Here is a 16,273-nt window from a genome sequence, read left to right on the forward strand (position 1 = left end):
CTTTGATAGCATATTTTTGTACTCATAGGAGTATTGATTTGTAGTACTTTCATTGTTATGTGCTTGTTACAAGCAATATAGCGTGTCCGTCAGGATCTTTAACTAAACAACCTTTGCGATCGCAACTTCCACTAACTGGAAACTGTACAATCCGCGATGAGACAAACTGAACTCCATTTTGCCGCAGTATCTCTACCGCCTGCTCAATATTATTGACAACAAGCTCAATTTGTATATGTGCAATATCGCAACTTTTCCAGTCACTCGGCATTGGGCGGCCTTTTCCAGGCACAAGATAGTCTAGCAATTCAATCCCTAAGCCACCTTGAACAGGTCGCAAGCCCGTAATTTTGACTTCGGCACCTGGCAAATTATCTAAACGAGCTTGGGTTGCACGCCAGTTGAGACTGCGGCTATCAATTTGCATTCCCAGGAGGTCGCGGTAAAAGTGTAGACTCTGCTCGGTATTGGAAATAGCGTAGGCGTAGCCCGTCGTAGACATCGCAGTATGGTCGATTCCCAAAAACAAGCGATTCGTGTTTTGATGCCATTTATCTTGTCCTTGGTGGGGAGGAAACCAAATTAACTCTAAATCATGTCCATCAGGGTCTTTAAACTTAAAGGCACGAACACCACCAGATGTTTGATTATCAGGTAGGATTGTCTGCGGAGCAACTGAAATGGGCCCAATCGGGAATGAACACAATTGTGCATAAGCGCGATCCATATCACTCACCACAATTGCTAGATGTTGGAACCAAATGTCATTACTTTGAGAATCTGTGGGAATAGGTTTTCCCTGAATGTTGAGATACTCCATCAACTCGATGAGTTCATCACCTAGCCGTAAAGTGATAATGCGAATTTTTGCCTCAGTGATTCCTTGTAAGTCGCTGTAATCTTGCCCTTCAACTGTGATATCGGAAACTAATTCAAACCCAAGTGCTTGGGTGTAGAAATCTAAAGAGCGATTGCAGCTTGTCACTGTTAAGGCAATTGCTCTAATTCTTTGTACCTGTACATCGGTTTGGCTACGCATATTCAATAGCATTTGTACTGGCAATTTACTCTGTATTAAAGGAGATTACCTACTTACTGTTTTTATCTTCATCTCCCAACATTTTCAGTAATTTTCTTGCAGCTAGAATACCTACAACTCCTACGCCGACTATTTCCGCTGCTTGCACCACTTTTTTCCCGACATCATGAGGGTCAAGGTGCTGATGAAAAACTTCTTCATCTACCCATTCAGTGGTGGCTTTAAAGTCATGAATTGGTGCTGGTAATAGCGTTAAATAAGTGCCTTGACGGATTAAATGCGCGGTTTCGCCTACAACTTCAAAAACATTGAAAAGGTTAGCAGCAGCATCATTTATCCCCAATTTCAAAAGGGTTCCCCGGATGTTAACCTTAGCAGGTTTGGGTTCTTCTCCTAATGCTAATGCTTTCAAATTCTGGGCAATATTGGCTCCTTGCTGATAAGCAACTTGAGCCGTAGGCGGTAGCGAATTATCCTGAACTGCTGCACAATCACCACCGACAAAGACTTCTGGAAAATCGAGTAATTGCAAGTTAGGAGTAACTAAAGGGCGATCGCGACGATCTCGATGTTCTTTAGGAATTGGCAAATCTTTAATCAGTGGATGGGTAGAAGTGCCAGCAGTCCAAACTGTAGTATGTGTAGCTAATGTCTCAATTTGCTCGTTACGCTTATATTGAATTGAGGTGGAACCAATAGCAGTAGCTTCTGCTTCCACAATCATTTCTATTGGCACAGCACGTTTGTTCAATTCCCGTTCGGCAATTTCACGCAATGGGTTATTTATATCACCATCAAGGATTTCTTTACCATGATTGAGTAGTACTACACGAATTTCACTTGAATTTCCTCCCAAAGCGCTATACCAATGTGGGAGAAAATCAGCTAGAGTTGCTGCCATTTCCACACCACTTGCACCACCACCAACTATGACTACTGTTAATAGCTTTCGGCGTTGTTCTACATCTTCAGTTTGGACAGCTTTTTGCAAACAGTCACGTAAATGACGGTCAAGAGCGATCGCATCTGCTTGCGTCCAGAAAGGAAAGGCATTTTCTCTAGCACCTTCAACTTGATGATAGCCAGTAACGCTGCCCAAAGCTAATACTAAATTGCTGTAATTGTAGGAATTTCCCGAAGCTAATTTAACTTCCCGTTGATGCAAGTTTATCGATTGCACTGTATCTTGCACAAAGATGACACCACTACCTTTAAGCAGTTCCGAAAAACGCGGCACTACCTGAAAGGTATCCATCTCACCATCGAAATATTCATATAATAGTGGCTTAAAGCAAAAGCGCTCGTCTTTATCAATCAAGATAACAGAGCGGGGATAATGTTCGTGAGCTAAATGTAAGGCTGTAAATAGCCCGGTAAAACCACCGCCGACAATCACAGTTTGATAAACTGGGCTGTTCATAAAATCCCTCGCAAATTTTGTTAAATCAGGATGTTTTATTAATGAAATCTCTACTAGATGAATAAAAACAAAGCTATCAAAATAGCACTGAGGAACACAGCAAATGCAATAGCATATTCAACTCTCTGACTAAAAAATCCGACAGCAGCAATCAGAGCGATCGCTAGGCCAATAATGCCAGCATATTGCTCTTTTTGTAATCCGCGTGCAATTAGTGGATCTTGACCTGGTGCTGGAGTTTCTTGAATTGTTTTTGGGGCACGTTCTGAGGCTGGTATTTCTTGTAAGAATAGATTCATCACATTACTCCTGAAAATATTTGGATATCTGAATGTTTTTATGCTCGCCAAAGGTAGAGAAGCGAGAAAAGAAAGACCCAAACTACATCAACAAAGTGCCAAAATAGAGTAGTTGCACTTGTCCCGAAGTGAGTTTTATTATAGTTGCCTGGGATGAATGAACGAATCAGCATAATTATCTGAAGCACAACACCAGCCAGGACGTGTAGACCGTGGAAGCCTGTTAGTAAGTAAAATGTCGAACCAACTAACCCTGTAGTAATCTTGAAATCGAGATTTTTCCACTCAATTAGCAGACCAACTAAGAAGTAACTCCCCATTGCGATCGTTATTAACCATAGCCAACGAAATTTCTTGAGTTGATTACGCTTGAGTGCATTTTCTGCTGGTTGAATGACAAAGCTACTAGAAAGTAATACTACCGTATTAATAACTACAATTGTAGACAATTCCGGTCCCGATATACCGGGTGGCAGCCAATTTTTAGTATTCAGTCGTAGAGCAACATAAGTAAAGATAAAACTCAAAAAAATGATGCTTTCTGACAGCAGGAACACGGTAAATCCGAACATTCCTTTACCATGATGATCTTCATGACTACCGCCACCACTTGGTAAGAAGCGCTGTAACCAATTTGGCAAGCGTCGCCGCCACAAATCAAAACGGATAGGACTTTCATCTATATGAATAGTGCGACGTTGCATAATTCGTAATACTCGCCAAAGGCGAGAAGCAAGCTACGTAATTCGTAATTAAAATTTGTCTAAGAGGATGTTTGAAAAGTGGTATGTTGTGATTTTAATCGAATTATTACCCCCTTATAAAGGGGGGAAACAAGAAAATCCGGTTCCCTCACCTTTATAAGGGGAGGGCTAGGGTGGGGTAAAAAATATTTGATACATCAATCATGACTTTTCAAACATCCTCTAACTCCTCACTCATTGTTATTAGAATCTTCGATTATTGAGTACTTTGGATTACCGTAGTCATAAGGAGGTCTTTTGACAATTGGAATCTCTTCAAAGTTATCTCGCGGAGGTGGTGAAGAGGTTGTCCATTCCAATCCACTAGCGTGCCAAGGATTGTCAACTGCTCTTGGCCCGTAAAGCCAAGAGCCTACTATGTTAGCAATAAAAGGCAGCGTGGATGCTCCTAGTAAGAATGATGCCAAGCTAGCGATAACGTTCCATCCTTGATACTGTGGATCGTAGGAAGAGACTCGGCGTAGCATCCCTTGTAAGCCTAGTGGGTGCATGGAGAAGAAGGTGATATTGGCAGGTATAAAGGTCAGCCAAAAATGCAATTTGCCCCAACCCTCAGCATACATTCTGCCAGTGATTTTGGGAAACCAGTAGTAAATTGCCGCGAAGATTGCCATTGTAATCGTGTTAAAAACGATGTAGTGGAAGTGTCCCACTACAAAGTAAGTATTATTAACGTGGATATCAAATGGCGTGGCAGCAAGCATTACACCAGTAACACCGCCAAAAATAAACATGGCTGCACCTCCCATTGCAAACAGCATTGGTGTCTCTAGATGTAGCTTGCTTCTCCAGATAGTGGCAGTCCAAGCGAAGGCTTTAATACCGGTAGGTATGGCAACTAACATTGAAGTAGCCATGAAGGTCATCCGCATCCAACCAGGGGTAGCACTGGTGAACATGTGATGTACCCAAACGAAGATGCTGATAAAAGCAATACCCAAGGTGGCGATCGCAACTGACCGATAACCAAATAGGGGATTGCGAGAAAATGCAGGCAAAACCTCAGCAAAAATACCAAAGGCTGGTAGTGCCATGATATAAACTGCTGGGTGAGAGTAGAACCAAAATAGATGTTGGTAAATGACGGGATCGCCATTCCCATCCGGTTTAAAGAATTGTGTGCCAACGGATAGGTCAAGCAACAACAGGATCAATGCACCCGTTAAGGCAGGTAAATTAATCAGTTGCAATAACTGGGCGCTGAGAACCGACCAAACAAACACAGGCATCCGAAAAAATGTCATCCCTGGGGCCCGCATCCAAAAGATGGTTGTCATAAAGTTGACAGCCCCCATGATGGAAGAGATGCCGATTAAAACTAGGCTGACTATCCAAATAAATTCACCGTTAATCAGTTCACCACCTGGAATTTGCAGACTAATTGGCGGATAAGACCACCAGCCAGATTGTGCAGTCCCGTTTGGCAAGAAGAAGCTAGACAGTAGTAAAAGACCAGCTGGCGGCAAAATCCAAAAGGAGATGGCGTTGAGCAAGGGAAAAGCCATATCCCGCGCTCCAATCATCAATGGTACTAAGTAGTTAGAAAGCCCTGCATTGAAGGGAATAATCCACAGGAAAATCATGATTGTCCCGTGCATGGTGAACAAACCATTATAAAGCGGGCGATCAACCAGATTCGATTCTGGGGTGAGTAATTCAGCCCGAATCAGCATCGCCAACAGTCCGCCAATCAGGAAGAACATGAAGGTCATCACCATGTACTGAATTCCAATCACCTTATGATCGGTGTTGAAACTGAAATATTGCTGCCAGGTATTACCCTGCTGGTTCTGATAATTTTCCGATTCTTGCTCCCCGGTAATCTCTTGACTAAAATCATGTGTCATTATTTTGCTTCCTTTTATTGGCAATGCCAGGTTGAGCAGGTGTGACGGTGTACCAGCCGCTATTAAACAATGTTTTTGGTGGTTGGATATTTTCGGCAACTGCCTGATTTACTGGAGTTGGTTCGCTATTAGCAGTTTGCGTGAGCCACTGGTTATATCGGTCGAGGGATTCAACGTATACATCCGTTTCCATTAAGGCAAAGTAAGTACCGCTAAATTGAGAATCTTTCAGCCGATATTTGCCTGGGCGAGTAGGTGTTAGCACAATATCAATGTCGCGCCCTGGAATAATATCCTGCTTTAAGCGAAACTCAGGGACATAGAAACCGTGAATTACATCCTGTGCTTGCAGATTTAAGCGAGTGCTACGATTGATCGGCAGATGCAGTTGATTGCTAGTAACGTTATTTGGATAACGAAAAGACCAATCCCACTGCTTAACGAAAACATCAATAGTTTCAGATGCAGGTTTGGGGGCATCGCTGACGGTTTCGGCATAAGCGGGTGCAGATTCTAGGGGTGTGTGCAAATGCACGATTTGCTTTAAACCTAAAATATTTAACTGCTGATAAATATTGAAGCTTTGAAAAGCAATCCACACTACTAACAAAGTTGGGGTTGCTGTCCACAATATTTCTAGCCTCGCATCACCTCTAGAGGGGTGTCCCTCGGTGTAGTCTTCTGGAGGGGCGCGATGGAATGCGATCGCATAAACCATAACGCCAATTAGCCCAAGTAAGATAAATGCTCCAATTGAGACTAAGAAGCTAAATAAATCATCTACCCGTTGTGCTTCTGCTGTAGCTTGGGGAGGCATCCAAGAAAACGCCTGCTGGCCAATCCACCGACTGACGACGAGCAACACTGCTACATAAACCGCTATTAATACATATTCAAAAACACTAAACATAAAATTCAATAAATTCTCGTTTAATTATTTGTTGTAAACATTTTTAGAAATGGTATTAGCAGCAGTAACATGAATTCCAAATTCTTCTCCCAAATGCGCCCCCAATGTTCCGTGAACATACAATATGCCTAGCATCGCAATCCCTGCTAACAAGTAACTCCACTGCACCTGTCTGGAAGCATCCTTCCGCCAGTGGTAGCGTTGCAAACCTCTCCATACAGTCATGGCGACAATGATCCCCAACAGCAAAACCCCACCCAAACCATGTAAAAGCATCGTCCAACCAGCACTCAATCCCCAAGCACTCTTTTGATCGACTGGTGGATTTGCCAAAAGTAGCTCAAAAAAACCAGCCGCAACCGTGAAAAATGTGATACCTGCTGCTGCTATCAGGTTGTACCAGCCGACATCAAAAAAGCTAGAACGGATGGCAGCCAATCCCAAAAATTTGAAAATAGGTTTTTCTAAAGAAAACAGCACTCCTGCTATATCAAAAAGAATGGCAATGATAAACAAGCCCAGCGTTAGATGCACCAACTGCGGATGTATAGGAATCTCATAAGGTAATCCGTTAGCACCCAGCCGCAATCTCAACTGCTCAATCAGTTGCGGGTTCATGGTGAAACTCCCTGTTTCATGGCTTGAACTACAGGCTCAACGTGCAACCCATACACCCAAAACAGTTTACTCCCCAAATACACTTGCAAAAATACTAGGCAGACTAACAATGTTGCAGCCCCAAGGTAAGCAGGTGGTACTTTTCGGGGGCTGCGGTTGCGAATCACAAAACGCCAAGCTGCGATCGCCGCAACAATCGCTCCCAGTGACCAACCCAAGACGGTATGATAATTCAGCGTTGACTGGGCTGCTTTCTGGGCTTGTGCTAGTCCTGCTTCAAATTGACCAAAGATAATTGCGATGAAAATTGCGATCGCAGCAACAAACATATTCCAGAAACTCACCTCAAATAAACGCACGTTGCGGGTGAAATAGCCTAGAACATCACAGAAGAAAGAAAAAAACACCATTGCAATCACAAAGTGAACGATAATTGGGTGCAAAGGATCGGGGTATGGTAGATTCTGGCTATTGAGAGGTAAGGCAGACATCGCTTTTTCCTTGGGGTATCAGGTGCTGTGATTGCTTAGAGGTTTTGTAAAAATACTATCCAGTATTGACTGCTTGAAGATTTTTAATTTTGCAGATGCTGACAAGATTTAGAATTCCTAACAATCAATATCTAAAAAATAGAGCAAAAAGCTACTATCTTAGGGATGACTTATCGAAAAATAAATTATGATTTCTTGTTAGCTACATCTCTCCAATTTCCAATTTTATTAAGAAAGGCAGATGGTAAAAGAAATTAATTAAATTTTATTATAAATAATCATATACACCTGAAAATATGCATCTCTACAAGATTAATAAATAATTTTAGTAACCGGTTACTTGTCATTAATCAAACTCTTGTATAAATAAATCCATATCAAAAAATCGAAATTATTCTAAAAGCTATCTCCTGCTTAAGAAAGACATGCAACTGACTTCATACTATAAAGATTTCATCCAATAATGAAATTGTGATGAAATTTTTATAGTTCTTTCGGTAGAGATATTTATTATTCCAATGGCTAGAAGCATTAATTTTTGCAAACCTCTAAAGTGGTGCCAGAATCACCAAAATAGCTGTCAAAAATTAAACACATAAGCCAAATGTGTAATTAGTATAAAAATTTCAACGTAGGACAGATTGCTTCAATTCGGATTCAATCATAAGTTTTCAATATCAGCTATCTTCAAACTTTGCAAATGAAAATACATAGCAAAAATTCTGAAAAAGTATTATGAGTTATTCCCCTTATCTCCTTAAAGGTCAAAAAGCACTTGTGACAGGTGCTAGTTCTGGGATTGGTGAAGCGATCGCTCGCTATTTGGCTGCATCAGGTGCAGCAGTAGCTATCAATTACCATTCTGAAGCTGAATCAGCCCAAAAAATTGTTGATGATATCAAAGCTGCTAATGGAGAAGCATTCGCTATTCAAGCCGATGTCAGTAAAGAAGACCAAGTAAAGGCAATGTTCAGCCTAACCCTTAAACAATTTGGCACTATTGATATTTTAGTAAGTAATGCGGGCATTCAAAAAGACTCAGCATTTATAGATATGACCCTCGATCAATGGAATGCAGTGATTGGGATAAATCTAACAGGACAATTCTTATGTGCTAGGGAAGCCGCAAAGGAATTCTTGCGTCGAGGTGTGAAGCCTGATATTTCATGTGCGGCAGGTAAGATTATTTGTATGAGTTCCGTACATGAGGTAATTCCTTGGGCTGGTCATGTGAATTATGCTACTAGCAAAGGTGGTATTAATATGATGATGCAAAGTATTGCCCAAGAACTTGCTCCTCACAAAATTCGGGTTAATAGTATTGCTCCTGGTGCAATCAAAACCCCAATTAACAAATCAGCTTGGGATACCCCACAAGCAGAGGCAAATTTACTAAAACTAATTCCAGCGAAACGTGTGGGAAATGTAGAAGATATCGCCAAAGCAGCAGTTTGGTTGGCTTCTGATGACTCTGATTATGTCAACGGTACAACACTATTTGTAGATGGTGGCATGACTTTATATCCAGGGTTTACAGACAATGGTTAAGATAATTCGTAATTCGTATTTAAGTTTTGTAATTGGGATTTAAAAAGAGCCAGAAAATTTGCGGCTTGTTGGAAGCGAGGGAATTAAAACCACAGAATTGGTTAATTGAAAATGCCTACAAAAGTTACTGTCAATTCGGGTTTGATAACCATTAACGATGGTTCATCTTTTTTAGTAACGGCTAGTGATGGTTCTATTGACGAAAATTTACCTCAAGGTTTTTTTGTTTGGGACACACGGCTAATTTCTTACTACGAAATTTCTCTCAATCGCTGCCGACTTTCGCTATTAACCTCTAGCAATATCACTCATCATAATGCGCTTTACCAATTTACTAATCTGCAACTTCCTACTATCAACGACTCTTTACCTCCTGGTAGTTTGCTTGTAACGGTTCGGCGCGACATTGCAGAAGGTATGCATGAAGATATTGATATAACTAACTATCACAGTAAAGCTGTTGAGTTTCAATTAATGCTAGCTGTACGCTCTGATTTTGCAGATATTTTTGATGTCAAATCACAGCAAATATTGACGCGAGGTGAGACACAAACTAAATGGGAAAATGGTGTACTCACCACTGAATATCGCAACGGCTCTTTCTTCCGAGGTATTGTGATTGAGCCAGTTTGTGATAATTCTGAGCCACGCTATGCCAATGGTCGTTTAATGTTTGATGTGGTCATTGCTCCTGGGAAAACATGGCACACTTGTGTTAATTTTATAGCCTTAGCCGATGGAAATATCTTCAAACCTCAAAGCACCTGCGCTGTGCCTCACAATACGAAAGCTGGGAAGGTTAGGGATGAATTCCTGATGAATGCGACAAAGTTGCAATCGTCTAATGCTGAAATTGCCGAATACTATCAGCAAGCGATCGCGGATATGGGAGCGTTGCGGATTGAGGTGGATGATAATGGACATCAATTTTGGATGCCTGCTGCTGGTATTCCCTGGTTTGTTGCTGTTTTTGGACGTGACTCAATAATTGCTAGCTTGCAAGCGATCGCAGTTTATCATGAATTTTCCCGTGGCACGTTACTGAAACTAGCTCAACTCCAGGCCACTGAGTTGGATGATTGGCACGATGCCCAACCGGGCAAAATGCTGCACGAAATGCGCCGCGATGAGTTAACTACATTAAACTTACTTCCATATCATCCCTACTACGGAACAGTAGATACTACCATCCTTTGGATTGTTACTTTAGCTGAAGCCTATAACTGGAACGCCGATGTTAGTATGCTTGATGAGTGTCGAGCGCCACTGGAAAAGGCACTAAGTTGGATTGACAAATACGGCGACTTTGACGGCGATGGCTTTGTTGAGTATTTAACTCATTCGTCAAAAGGATTACGCAATCAAGGTTGGAAAGATTCGGGTGATGCAATAGTTTACCCCGATGGGCAGTTAGTTGAGCCGCCAATCGCTTTGTGTGAAGTGCAAGGCTACGTTTATGATGCGTGGCTGAGGGCAGCTTTAATTTATGAAGTGTGGGGCGAAAAAGAGCAAGCTAAAAAGCTGCGTCAAAAAGCCGAAGAACTTTATCAGCGATTTAACGATCGCTTTTGGATGGATTCAGTTGGCTTTTACTGTTTAGGATTAGACGATAAAAAGCAGCAAATTCAATCAATTGCCTCAAATCCTGGTCATCTCCTCTGGTCTGGTATTGTCCCACAAGAGCGAGCCAAAAAACTTGTTAACCGACTTTTTCAACCAGATATGTGGTGTGGTTGGGGTGTGCGGACTCTTTCATCTGAAAATCAGGCATATAACCCAATTAGTTATCAACGAGGTAGTGTATGGCCTCACGACAACTCCATAATTGCGGCCGGATTAAAGCGATATGGCTATCATCAAGAAGCTAACCGCATTGCTGAGGGTATCTTTGCTGCTGCTAGTTATTTTCAAGCTGGACGAATGCCAGAATTGTTTGCGGGAATTGAACGTCAAGATGATAACTTTCCAGTCCCCTACCCAGATGCTAATATACCCCAAGCTTGGGCTGCTGGTTCAATTTTCTTACTCATTCGTACCATTTTAGGACTCAAAGCTGATGCTTCCAAACAACAGTTAAAAGTACAGCCGAATCTACCAGATTTCTTACCCGATTTAGAACTCACAAATTTGTCTGTAGGAGACGCTACGGTGGGATTGCGCTTTTGGCGCGATGGCGAACAAACCCAATGGAAAGTTACCCATCTTGATGGTGAATTAGAAGTTTCTACATAATTATTATTTACTCTTATGGCAAATAATTCATCTAATAAAACTATATATGCGGCGATGGGCGCTAACTTAGCGATCGCAATTACTAAATTTATTGCCGCCTCCATTACTGGCAGTTCCGCTATGATTTCTGAGGGGATTCATTCAGTTGTAGATACAGGCGACCAACTTGTACTTTTGCTAGGACTGCACAGAAGTCAAAAACCAGCAGATGATAGTCATCCCTTTGGATACGGTCAAGAACTTTATTTCTGGACTTTTATCGTTGCTATCCTGATCTTTGCAATTGGTGGCGGGATGTCAATTTATGAAGGAATTACTCATTTAATTAACCCTAGCCCTTTAGAAGATCCAATATGGAATTATATTGTATTGAGTATAGCAATAATATTAGAAGGTTTTTCTTGGACTGTAGCTTTAAAAGAATTTTTGCCGACTAAGGGTAAGCAAAATTTTTGGCAAGCAATCAAAAACAGTAAAGACCCAACAGTATTTACAGTATTATTTGAGGATACTGCCGCAATTCTAGGCTTAGTTGTGGCCTTAATCGGAATTTTCTTAGGAGATTTATTTAATAATATTTATTTTGATGGTATCGCCTCTATTATTATTGGTATTATCTTGTCTATAGTAGCAGTACTACTAGCTAGAGAAAGTAAAGGATTATTAGTTGGTGAAAGTGCTAATCCTCAAACTATAGCTAATATCCGTTCTTTATCAAAAACAGAACCAGGGGTACAAGAAGTTATTCGGGTGCTAACAATGCAACTTGCTCCACAGGAAGTATTACTCAACTTGGAAATCCAGTTTTCTAAAAATCTCACAGGCGAGGAAATAGCATTAACTGTAGAACGTTTAGAAATAAAAATTCGCCAGAAACATCCTGAAATAAAACAAATTTTTATTGAAGCAAAGTCTTTAGCTGCTACTCGCAAATATTCTCAACCTTTCAATTGAAGGACAATTTTGTTTCGATAAATATCAACTACAGCATTTCCAAATAGCACTCAAAGCTTATCGGCACAATAAATTATGGTAAAGATTATTGGTCAAGAACAGGCTTTTGGCTCACCCGGCATCGATCCTCGATGGACTCATGCCAATAAGGATGCAGTCGGAACAGCTTATTTTACCTCTAGTCGCGTTTGGTTTACTGTTTGCAACGGTGTTGTGACAGAAGTCTACCACCCCACAGTAGACAAACCCCAAATTCGAGATTTGCAATATCTAATTTCTGATGGCAAAAGCTTTTTCCATGAGGAGAAACGGCATCTCGAATCAAAAGTTGAACAGATGTGGACTCATGGTTTAGGATATCGCGTCACTAATTCCGATCCACAAGGGCGTTATGCTGCGATCAAAGAAGTGATTGCTGACCCCCATTTATCCTGTATTTTACAACATACAAAGTTAATAGGAGAGCGCGAGTTTATCTCGCAACTCCAGCTATACGCTTTGTGTGCGCCACATTTGGAAGTTGGCGGCAGAGGTAACAATGGTTACGTCATAGAAGTTGCTGGACATCAGATTCTAACGGCCGAGAAAGCAGGAAGATGGATGGTGCTAGGTGCAACGGTTCCCTTCAGCCGTCTTTCCTGTGGTTACGTCGGTCAAAGTGATGGGTGGACAGATTTAGCTGATAATTTCCAGATGGATTGGGAGTTTGACCGTGCTTTGGATGGCAACATTGCTTTGACTGGACAACTAAATCTAGATGAGAGTCACGAGTTCACTTTGGGACTGGCATTTGGTACAACTCTGCACAATGCAATTTCCACACTGTTTCAGTCGCTAAATATTCCTTTTCAACAGCAGAAGCAACATTATATCGAACAGTGGAAGCGATCGCGCCAGGGCATCAAGCCATTAGAAAATATTTCATTCGATGATGGTAACTTGTATCACCACAGCATTAGTCTGCTTTTGGCCCATGAAGACAAAACTTATCCAGGTGCTTTAATTGCTTCCCTAGCAATTCCTTGGGGTGAAGCCAAAGACGACCAAGACCAAGGGGGATATCACCTTGTCTGGACGCGGGATATGGTTAGCAGTGTATCAGGTTTATTGGCTGCTGGGGAGACAGAAACAGCAGTGCGATCGCTCATTTATCTGGCCACGAGTCAGCAGGAAGACGGCGGTTTTGCCCAAAATTTCTGGGTTAATGGGGAACCTTACTGGAAGGGTATTCAACTAGATGAAGTGGGATTTCCTATTCTACTAGCATGGCTACTGCACCAACAAAAAATACCACTGAACTTTGATATTTATCCCATGATTTTACGGGCAGCAGGTTATTTAATTCGTCACGGCCCGGCTACCCAACAAGAACGCTGGGAAGAAAATAGCGGCTATTCACCTTCTACACTGGCATCTAATATTGCCGCTTTAATCTGTGCTGCTCAATTTGTTCGTGAACGTGGGGATGAAGTAACAGCAAAATTTATCGAAGAATACGCCGATTTTTTAGAATGTCACGTTGAAGTTTGGACAGTTACTACCGAAGGTACTCTTGTACCTGGCATCAATCGGCATTACATCCGCATTACTCCTACAGATATTAATAATCCTCAACCCAACGAAAATCCTAATCAGGGAACTCTTTTGATCAGCAGTCAACCTCCTGGTGAACCAGCAGAATTTCCTGCGAAAGAAATTGTGGATGCAGGCTTTTTGCAACTAGTACGCTATGGAATTCGTAAACCTGACGATCCGATTATTGTTGATTCCGTCAAAGTAATTGATGCAGTCTTGAAAGTAAATACACCTGTTGGGCCTTGTTGGCATCGTTACAACCACGACGGCTATGGACAACAAGAAGACGGTAGTCCTTACACTGGTTGGGGTAAAGGACGCGCTTGGCCTCTCTTGACAGGAGAGAGGGGACATTATGAATTAGCTGTTGGTGGCGATGTCAAAACATATATCAAGGCAATGGAAGGATTTGCTTCAGACACTTGTTTGCTACCAGAACAGGTTTGGGATGAAGCAGATAGACCTGAAAGCCACATGTATTTAGGAAGACCAACAGGTTCCGCCATGCCTTTAATGTGGGCGCACGCAGAGTATATCAAGCTGCTACGCTCAAATCATGACAATCAGGTATTTGATTTTATCCCAGAGGTGGCGAATCGCTATTTAGGCGAAAGACAAGAGTGCAAATTATTGGAAATGTGGAAGTTTAACCGTCAAATAGACAAAGTTAAAAAAGGTTATACATTGCGAATTCACGCTTTAGCTTCTTTTCGGTTGCATTGGTCGCAGGATGATTGGCAAACCGTAAAAGATACGCCTTCTACTTCCACAAAATTAGGAGTGGACTTTGTAGATATCTCTGTTTCAAATAACCAACAACAACCAATAAACTTTACCTTTTTCTGGATTGAAAGTAGCAAATGGGAACAGCGAAATTATACAGTTTTAGTTGAGTAATTTATCTCTTCAGAAAACATAATTATCTAATATAGATTCCTAAAATAGCGATCGCCTCTGTTTCCACTAACTTATTAGTTCTAAATTTTTCTGAGATCGACCCACAATTCAAGAGAGCCATTTTTATGCAGAATAACCAATCACACAAGCCGACAATTGACTACTGGCATGTCTGGACTGACCGCGATGGTATAAGTCACCAGTCCCGTTGTCAAATTCAGGACTTCATTGAGAAAGGCATAGCCCCTGATACCTCACCTCAGTGGCTTTCTCAATTGAAGCAGTCTGGTGCCACAATTACCTTTACTGTGCTACCCGTGGGATGGGTTGGCAACTGGCATGAGAACCCAAAGCCTCAGTGGGTCATCCCTTTGTCGGGACGCTGGTTTGTAGAGACTATGGACGGGCAGCGAGTAGAGATGGGCCCTGGTGAGATTTCATTTGGAGAAGACCAAGGCACGAAGGCGGACGCGCAAGGTAATAAAGGTCACTTATCTGGAACAGTAGGTGATGCGCCAGCTGTTCTGATAATGGTGCAACTTGAAGAAAATCCGACTTTCGAGCAATTTTGTCGATTTAGTTAACTAGTACCGCAAGGCGGAATTAAAAATTAATACAGTGTAAGCATTTCATTGATTTAGAAGGGGTGGTTTTCCGCCGTGTTGTACTAGCAACAGCGATCGCTACTAACCATCATCTGGTTAAAAAGTTTGTTTACTTCTGTGGGGAATCATTCGGTAGTTGCTTGGTGCTAAAAATTATAGAAAATTTTCCTCCACGATATCAAATTTTACGATCGGCTAATTTTCTCGTTGCGTAATGAATGTAGTATCTCAAGTGTTGTGTAATGACTCATAATCTTATTGGTAAACAAACTGTTTGGCAGAAATTGGCTTTGAGAATTTTTAGTATAGCGTTGCTGCCTACACTAACTACTTATCCCGCTTTCGGTGCAGAGCGCCTAAAATTTAATTATGGTGTTTTAGAAAGGTCTATCCCCATTAGTTCGCTTGAAAACTATGCTAGAACAGGCAATGTAGATGATGATTTTGCTGGATATAGTAAGTATGTAGACAAAAAACAACTAACTCAACTGCGGAAAGTTTTACTAACTCGCATTCCCTTAAATGAAGTAGAAATTTCGCAGTTCCTTTATACACCAATTGGTGAGCGATTATTACAAAGATTGGGGAAAATTATTCAGACAGAATCTAGATTGTCAGGCTTTTATGCAATTCGCTCGGCACTAATTTTATCAGCCGCAGATCAAAAAGATTTTACCCTCTTAAATATATTACAAAAGTTTCCTGCAAGCTCAATTTCAATTAACTTAAACCAGACTTTAGAAATAGCAGAGACATTACAAGATTTAGTAAATCAAACTCAAAATGCAGTAACACTTATTAACGAAGAATCTCAACAAAATGTAATCACTGTTTCTAAGCTTGATTCTATTCCATTGATGGACTTAGGAAAAACGGGAAGTTTTCGTTTCTTAAAGCAAACTATTACCCTTAATGACCTTTCACGTAATCGAAGGTTCTTAGCTGATATTTACCTCCCAGTTGCTCCAACTCCTCGAAAGATAATTGTTATTTCGCATGGTTAAAAACTTCAAACAAATATTTAACACTTATCAATGGCGGGACACACTTTTCTACAATTGCCGAATCACCCAA

General features: G+C 41.3%; 14 protein-coding genes. 6 read left to right on the forward strand and 8 right to left on the reverse strand.

Annotation, left to right across the window (positions count from 1 at the left end):
* Positions 1-55: 55 nt before the first annotated feature.
* The 8 genes from NPUN_RS09050 to NPUN_RS09085 all read right to left on the reverse strand — a co-directional run bounded on the left by NPUN_RS09050 (position 56) and on the right by NPUN_RS09085 (position 7,388).
* Positions 56-1,051 (reverse strand): VOC family protein, encoded by a 996-nt coding sequence (locus NPUN_RS09050; protein WP_012408464.1) that lies wholly within the window; start codon positions 1,049-1,051, stop codon positions 56-58.
* Positions 1,052-1,088: 37 nt separating this feature from the next.
* Positions 1,089-2,459 (reverse strand): NAD(P)/FAD-dependent oxidoreductase, encoded by a 1,371-nt coding sequence (locus NPUN_RS09055; protein ID WP_012408465.1) that lies wholly within the window; start codon positions 2,457-2,459, stop codon positions 1,089-1,091.
* A gap of 53 nt (positions 2,460-2,512) precedes the next feature.
* Positions 2,513-2,758: a hypothetical protein gene (locus tag NPUN_RS09060; RefSeq protein ID WP_012408466.1), complete on the reverse strand. Its 246-nt coding sequence runs from the start codon at positions 2,756-2,758 to the stop codon at positions 2,513-2,515.
* A gap of 38 nt (positions 2,759-2,796) precedes the next feature.
* Positions 2,797-3,462 carry a cytochrome c oxidase subunit 3 gene (locus NPUN_RS09065; RefSeq protein ID WP_012408467.1) on the reverse strand — a complete coding sequence of 222 codons (666 nt, stop codon included), beginning with the start codon at positions 3,460-3,462 and terminating at the stop codon, positions 2,797-2,799.
* Between the two features lie 230 nt (positions 3,463-3,692).
* A complete protein-coding gene (locus tag NPUN_RS09070) occupies positions 3,693-5,369 on the reverse strand; it encodes a cytochrome c oxidase subunit I (RefSeq protein ID WP_012408468.1) in 1,677 nt (558 codons plus the stop codon).
* A complete protein-coding gene (locus NPUN_RS09075) occupies positions 5,359-6,279 on the reverse strand; it encodes a cytochrome c oxidase subunit II (protein WP_012408469.1) in 921 nt (306 codons plus the stop codon). Before NPUN_RS09075 ends, NPUN_RS09070 begins: the two co-directional genes overlap by 11 nt.
* A 24-nt stretch (positions 6,280-6,303) precedes the next feature.
* Positions 6,304-6,897: a DUF2231 domain-containing protein gene (locus tag NPUN_RS09080; RefSeq protein ID WP_012408470.1), complete on the reverse strand. Its 594-nt coding sequence runs from the start codon at positions 6,895-6,897 to the stop codon at positions 6,304-6,306.
* Positions 6,894-7,388: a DUF2231 domain-containing protein gene (locus NPUN_RS09085; RefSeq protein ID WP_012408471.1), complete on the reverse strand. Its 495-nt coding sequence runs from the start codon at positions 7,386-7,388 to the stop codon at positions 6,894-6,896. Before NPUN_RS09085 ends, NPUN_RS09080 begins: the two co-directional genes overlap by 4 nt.
* A gap of 735 nt (positions 7,389-8,123) precedes the next feature.
* Between NPUN_RS09085 and NPUN_RS09090 the strand changes: the two genes are divergently transcribed.
* From NPUN_RS09090 to NPUN_RS09115, 6 genes are all read left to right on the forward strand, one after another.
* Positions 8,124-8,936 (forward strand): SDR family oxidoreductase, encoded by an 813-nt coding sequence (locus NPUN_RS09090; RefSeq protein ID WP_012408472.1) that lies wholly within the window; start codon positions 8,124-8,126, stop codon positions 8,934-8,936.
* A gap of 111 nt (positions 8,937-9,047) precedes the next feature.
* A complete protein-coding gene (locus NPUN_RS09095; protein WP_012408473.1) occupies positions 9,048-11,168 on the forward strand; it encodes an amylo-alpha-1,6-glucosidase in 2,121 nt (706 codons plus the stop codon).
* Between the two features lie 15 nt (positions 11,169-11,183).
* On the forward strand, positions 11,184-12,122 hold the full coding sequence (locus NPUN_RS09100) for a cation diffusion facilitator family transporter (protein WP_012408474.1): 939 nt from the start codon (positions 11,184-11,186) through the stop codon (positions 12,120-12,122).
* A gap of 75 nt (positions 12,123-12,197) precedes the next feature.
* On the forward strand, positions 12,198-14,594 hold the full coding sequence (locus NPUN_RS09105; RefSeq protein ID WP_012408475.1) for a glycoside hydrolase family 15 protein: 2,397 nt from the start codon (positions 12,198-12,200) through the stop codon (positions 14,592-14,594).
* A 125-nt stretch (positions 14,595-14,719) separates the two neighbouring features.
* Positions 14,720-15,178, forward strand: a complete 459-nt coding sequence (locus NPUN_RS09110; RefSeq protein ID WP_012408476.1) for a cupin domain-containing protein — start codon at positions 14,720-14,722, stop codon at positions 15,176-15,178.
* A gap of 263 nt (positions 15,179-15,441) precedes the next feature.
* The gene (locus NPUN_RS09115) at positions 15,442-16,203 is read left to right on the forward strand and encodes an alpha/beta hydrolase (RefSeq protein WP_012408477.1); all 762 of its coding nucleotides are present in this window, start codon (positions 15,442-15,444) and stop codon (positions 16,201-16,203) included.
* Positions 16,204-16,273 lie beyond the last annotated feature (70 nt).

Origin of the sequence: Nostoc punctiforme PCC 73102 (assembly GCF_000020025.1) — a bacterium.
GTDB lineage: Bacteria > Cyanobacteriota > Cyanobacteriia > Cyanobacteriales > Nostocaceae > Nostoc > Nostoc punctiforme.

Bases quoted from the DNA above. Each gene is read 5' to 3' on its own strand.
- NPUN_RS09050 (WP_012408464.1), bottom strand. From the start codon at position 1,051: ATGCTATTGAATATGCGTAGCCAAACCGATGTACAGGTACAAAGAATT.
- NPUN_RS09055 (WP_012408465.1), bottom strand. From the start codon at position 2,459: ATGAACAGCCCAGTTTATCAAACTGTGATTGTCGGCGGTGGTTTTACC.
- NPUN_RS09060 (WP_012408466.1), bottom strand. From the start codon at position 2,758: ATGAATCTATTCTTACAAGAAATACCAGCCTCAGAACGTGCCCCAAAA.
- NPUN_RS09065 (WP_012408467.1), bottom strand. From the start codon at position 3,462: ATGCAACGTCGCACTATTCATATAGATGAAAGTCCTATCCGTTTTGAT.
- NPUN_RS09070 (WP_012408468.1), bottom strand. From the start codon at position 5,369: ATGACACATGATTTTAGTCAAGAGATTACCGGGGAGCAAGAATCGGAA.
- NPUN_RS09075 (WP_012408469.1), bottom strand. From the start codon at position 6,279: ATGTTTAGTGTTTTTGAATATGTATTAATAGCGGTTTATGTAGCAGTG.
- NPUN_RS09080 (WP_012408470.1), bottom strand. From the start codon at position 6,897: ATGAACCCGCAACTGATTGAGCAGTTGAGATTGCGGCTGGGTGCTAAC.
- NPUN_RS09085 (WP_012408471.1), bottom strand. From the start codon at position 7,388: ATGTCTGCCTTACCTCTCAATAGCCAGAATCTACCATACCCCGATCCT.
- NPUN_RS09090 (WP_012408472.1), top strand. From the start codon at position 8,124: ATGAGTTATTCCCCTTATCTCCTTAAAGGTCAAAAAGCACTTGTGACA.
- NPUN_RS09095 (WP_012408473.1), top strand. From the start codon at position 9,048: ATGCCTACAAAAGTTACTGTCAATTCGGGTTTGATAACCATTAACGAT.
- NPUN_RS09100 (WP_012408474.1), top strand. From the start codon at position 11,184: ATGGCAAATAATTCATCTAATAAAACTATATATGCGGCGATGGGCGCT.
- NPUN_RS09105 (WP_012408475.1), top strand. From the start codon at position 12,198: ATGGTAAAGATTATTGGTCAAGAACAGGCTTTTGGCTCACCCGGCATC.
- NPUN_RS09110 (WP_012408476.1), top strand. From the start codon at position 14,720: ATGCAGAATAACCAATCACACAAGCCGACAATTGACTACTGGCATGTC.
- NPUN_RS09115 (WP_012408477.1), top strand. From the start codon at position 15,442: ATGACTCATAATCTTATTGGTAAACAAACTGTTTGGCAGAAATTGGCT.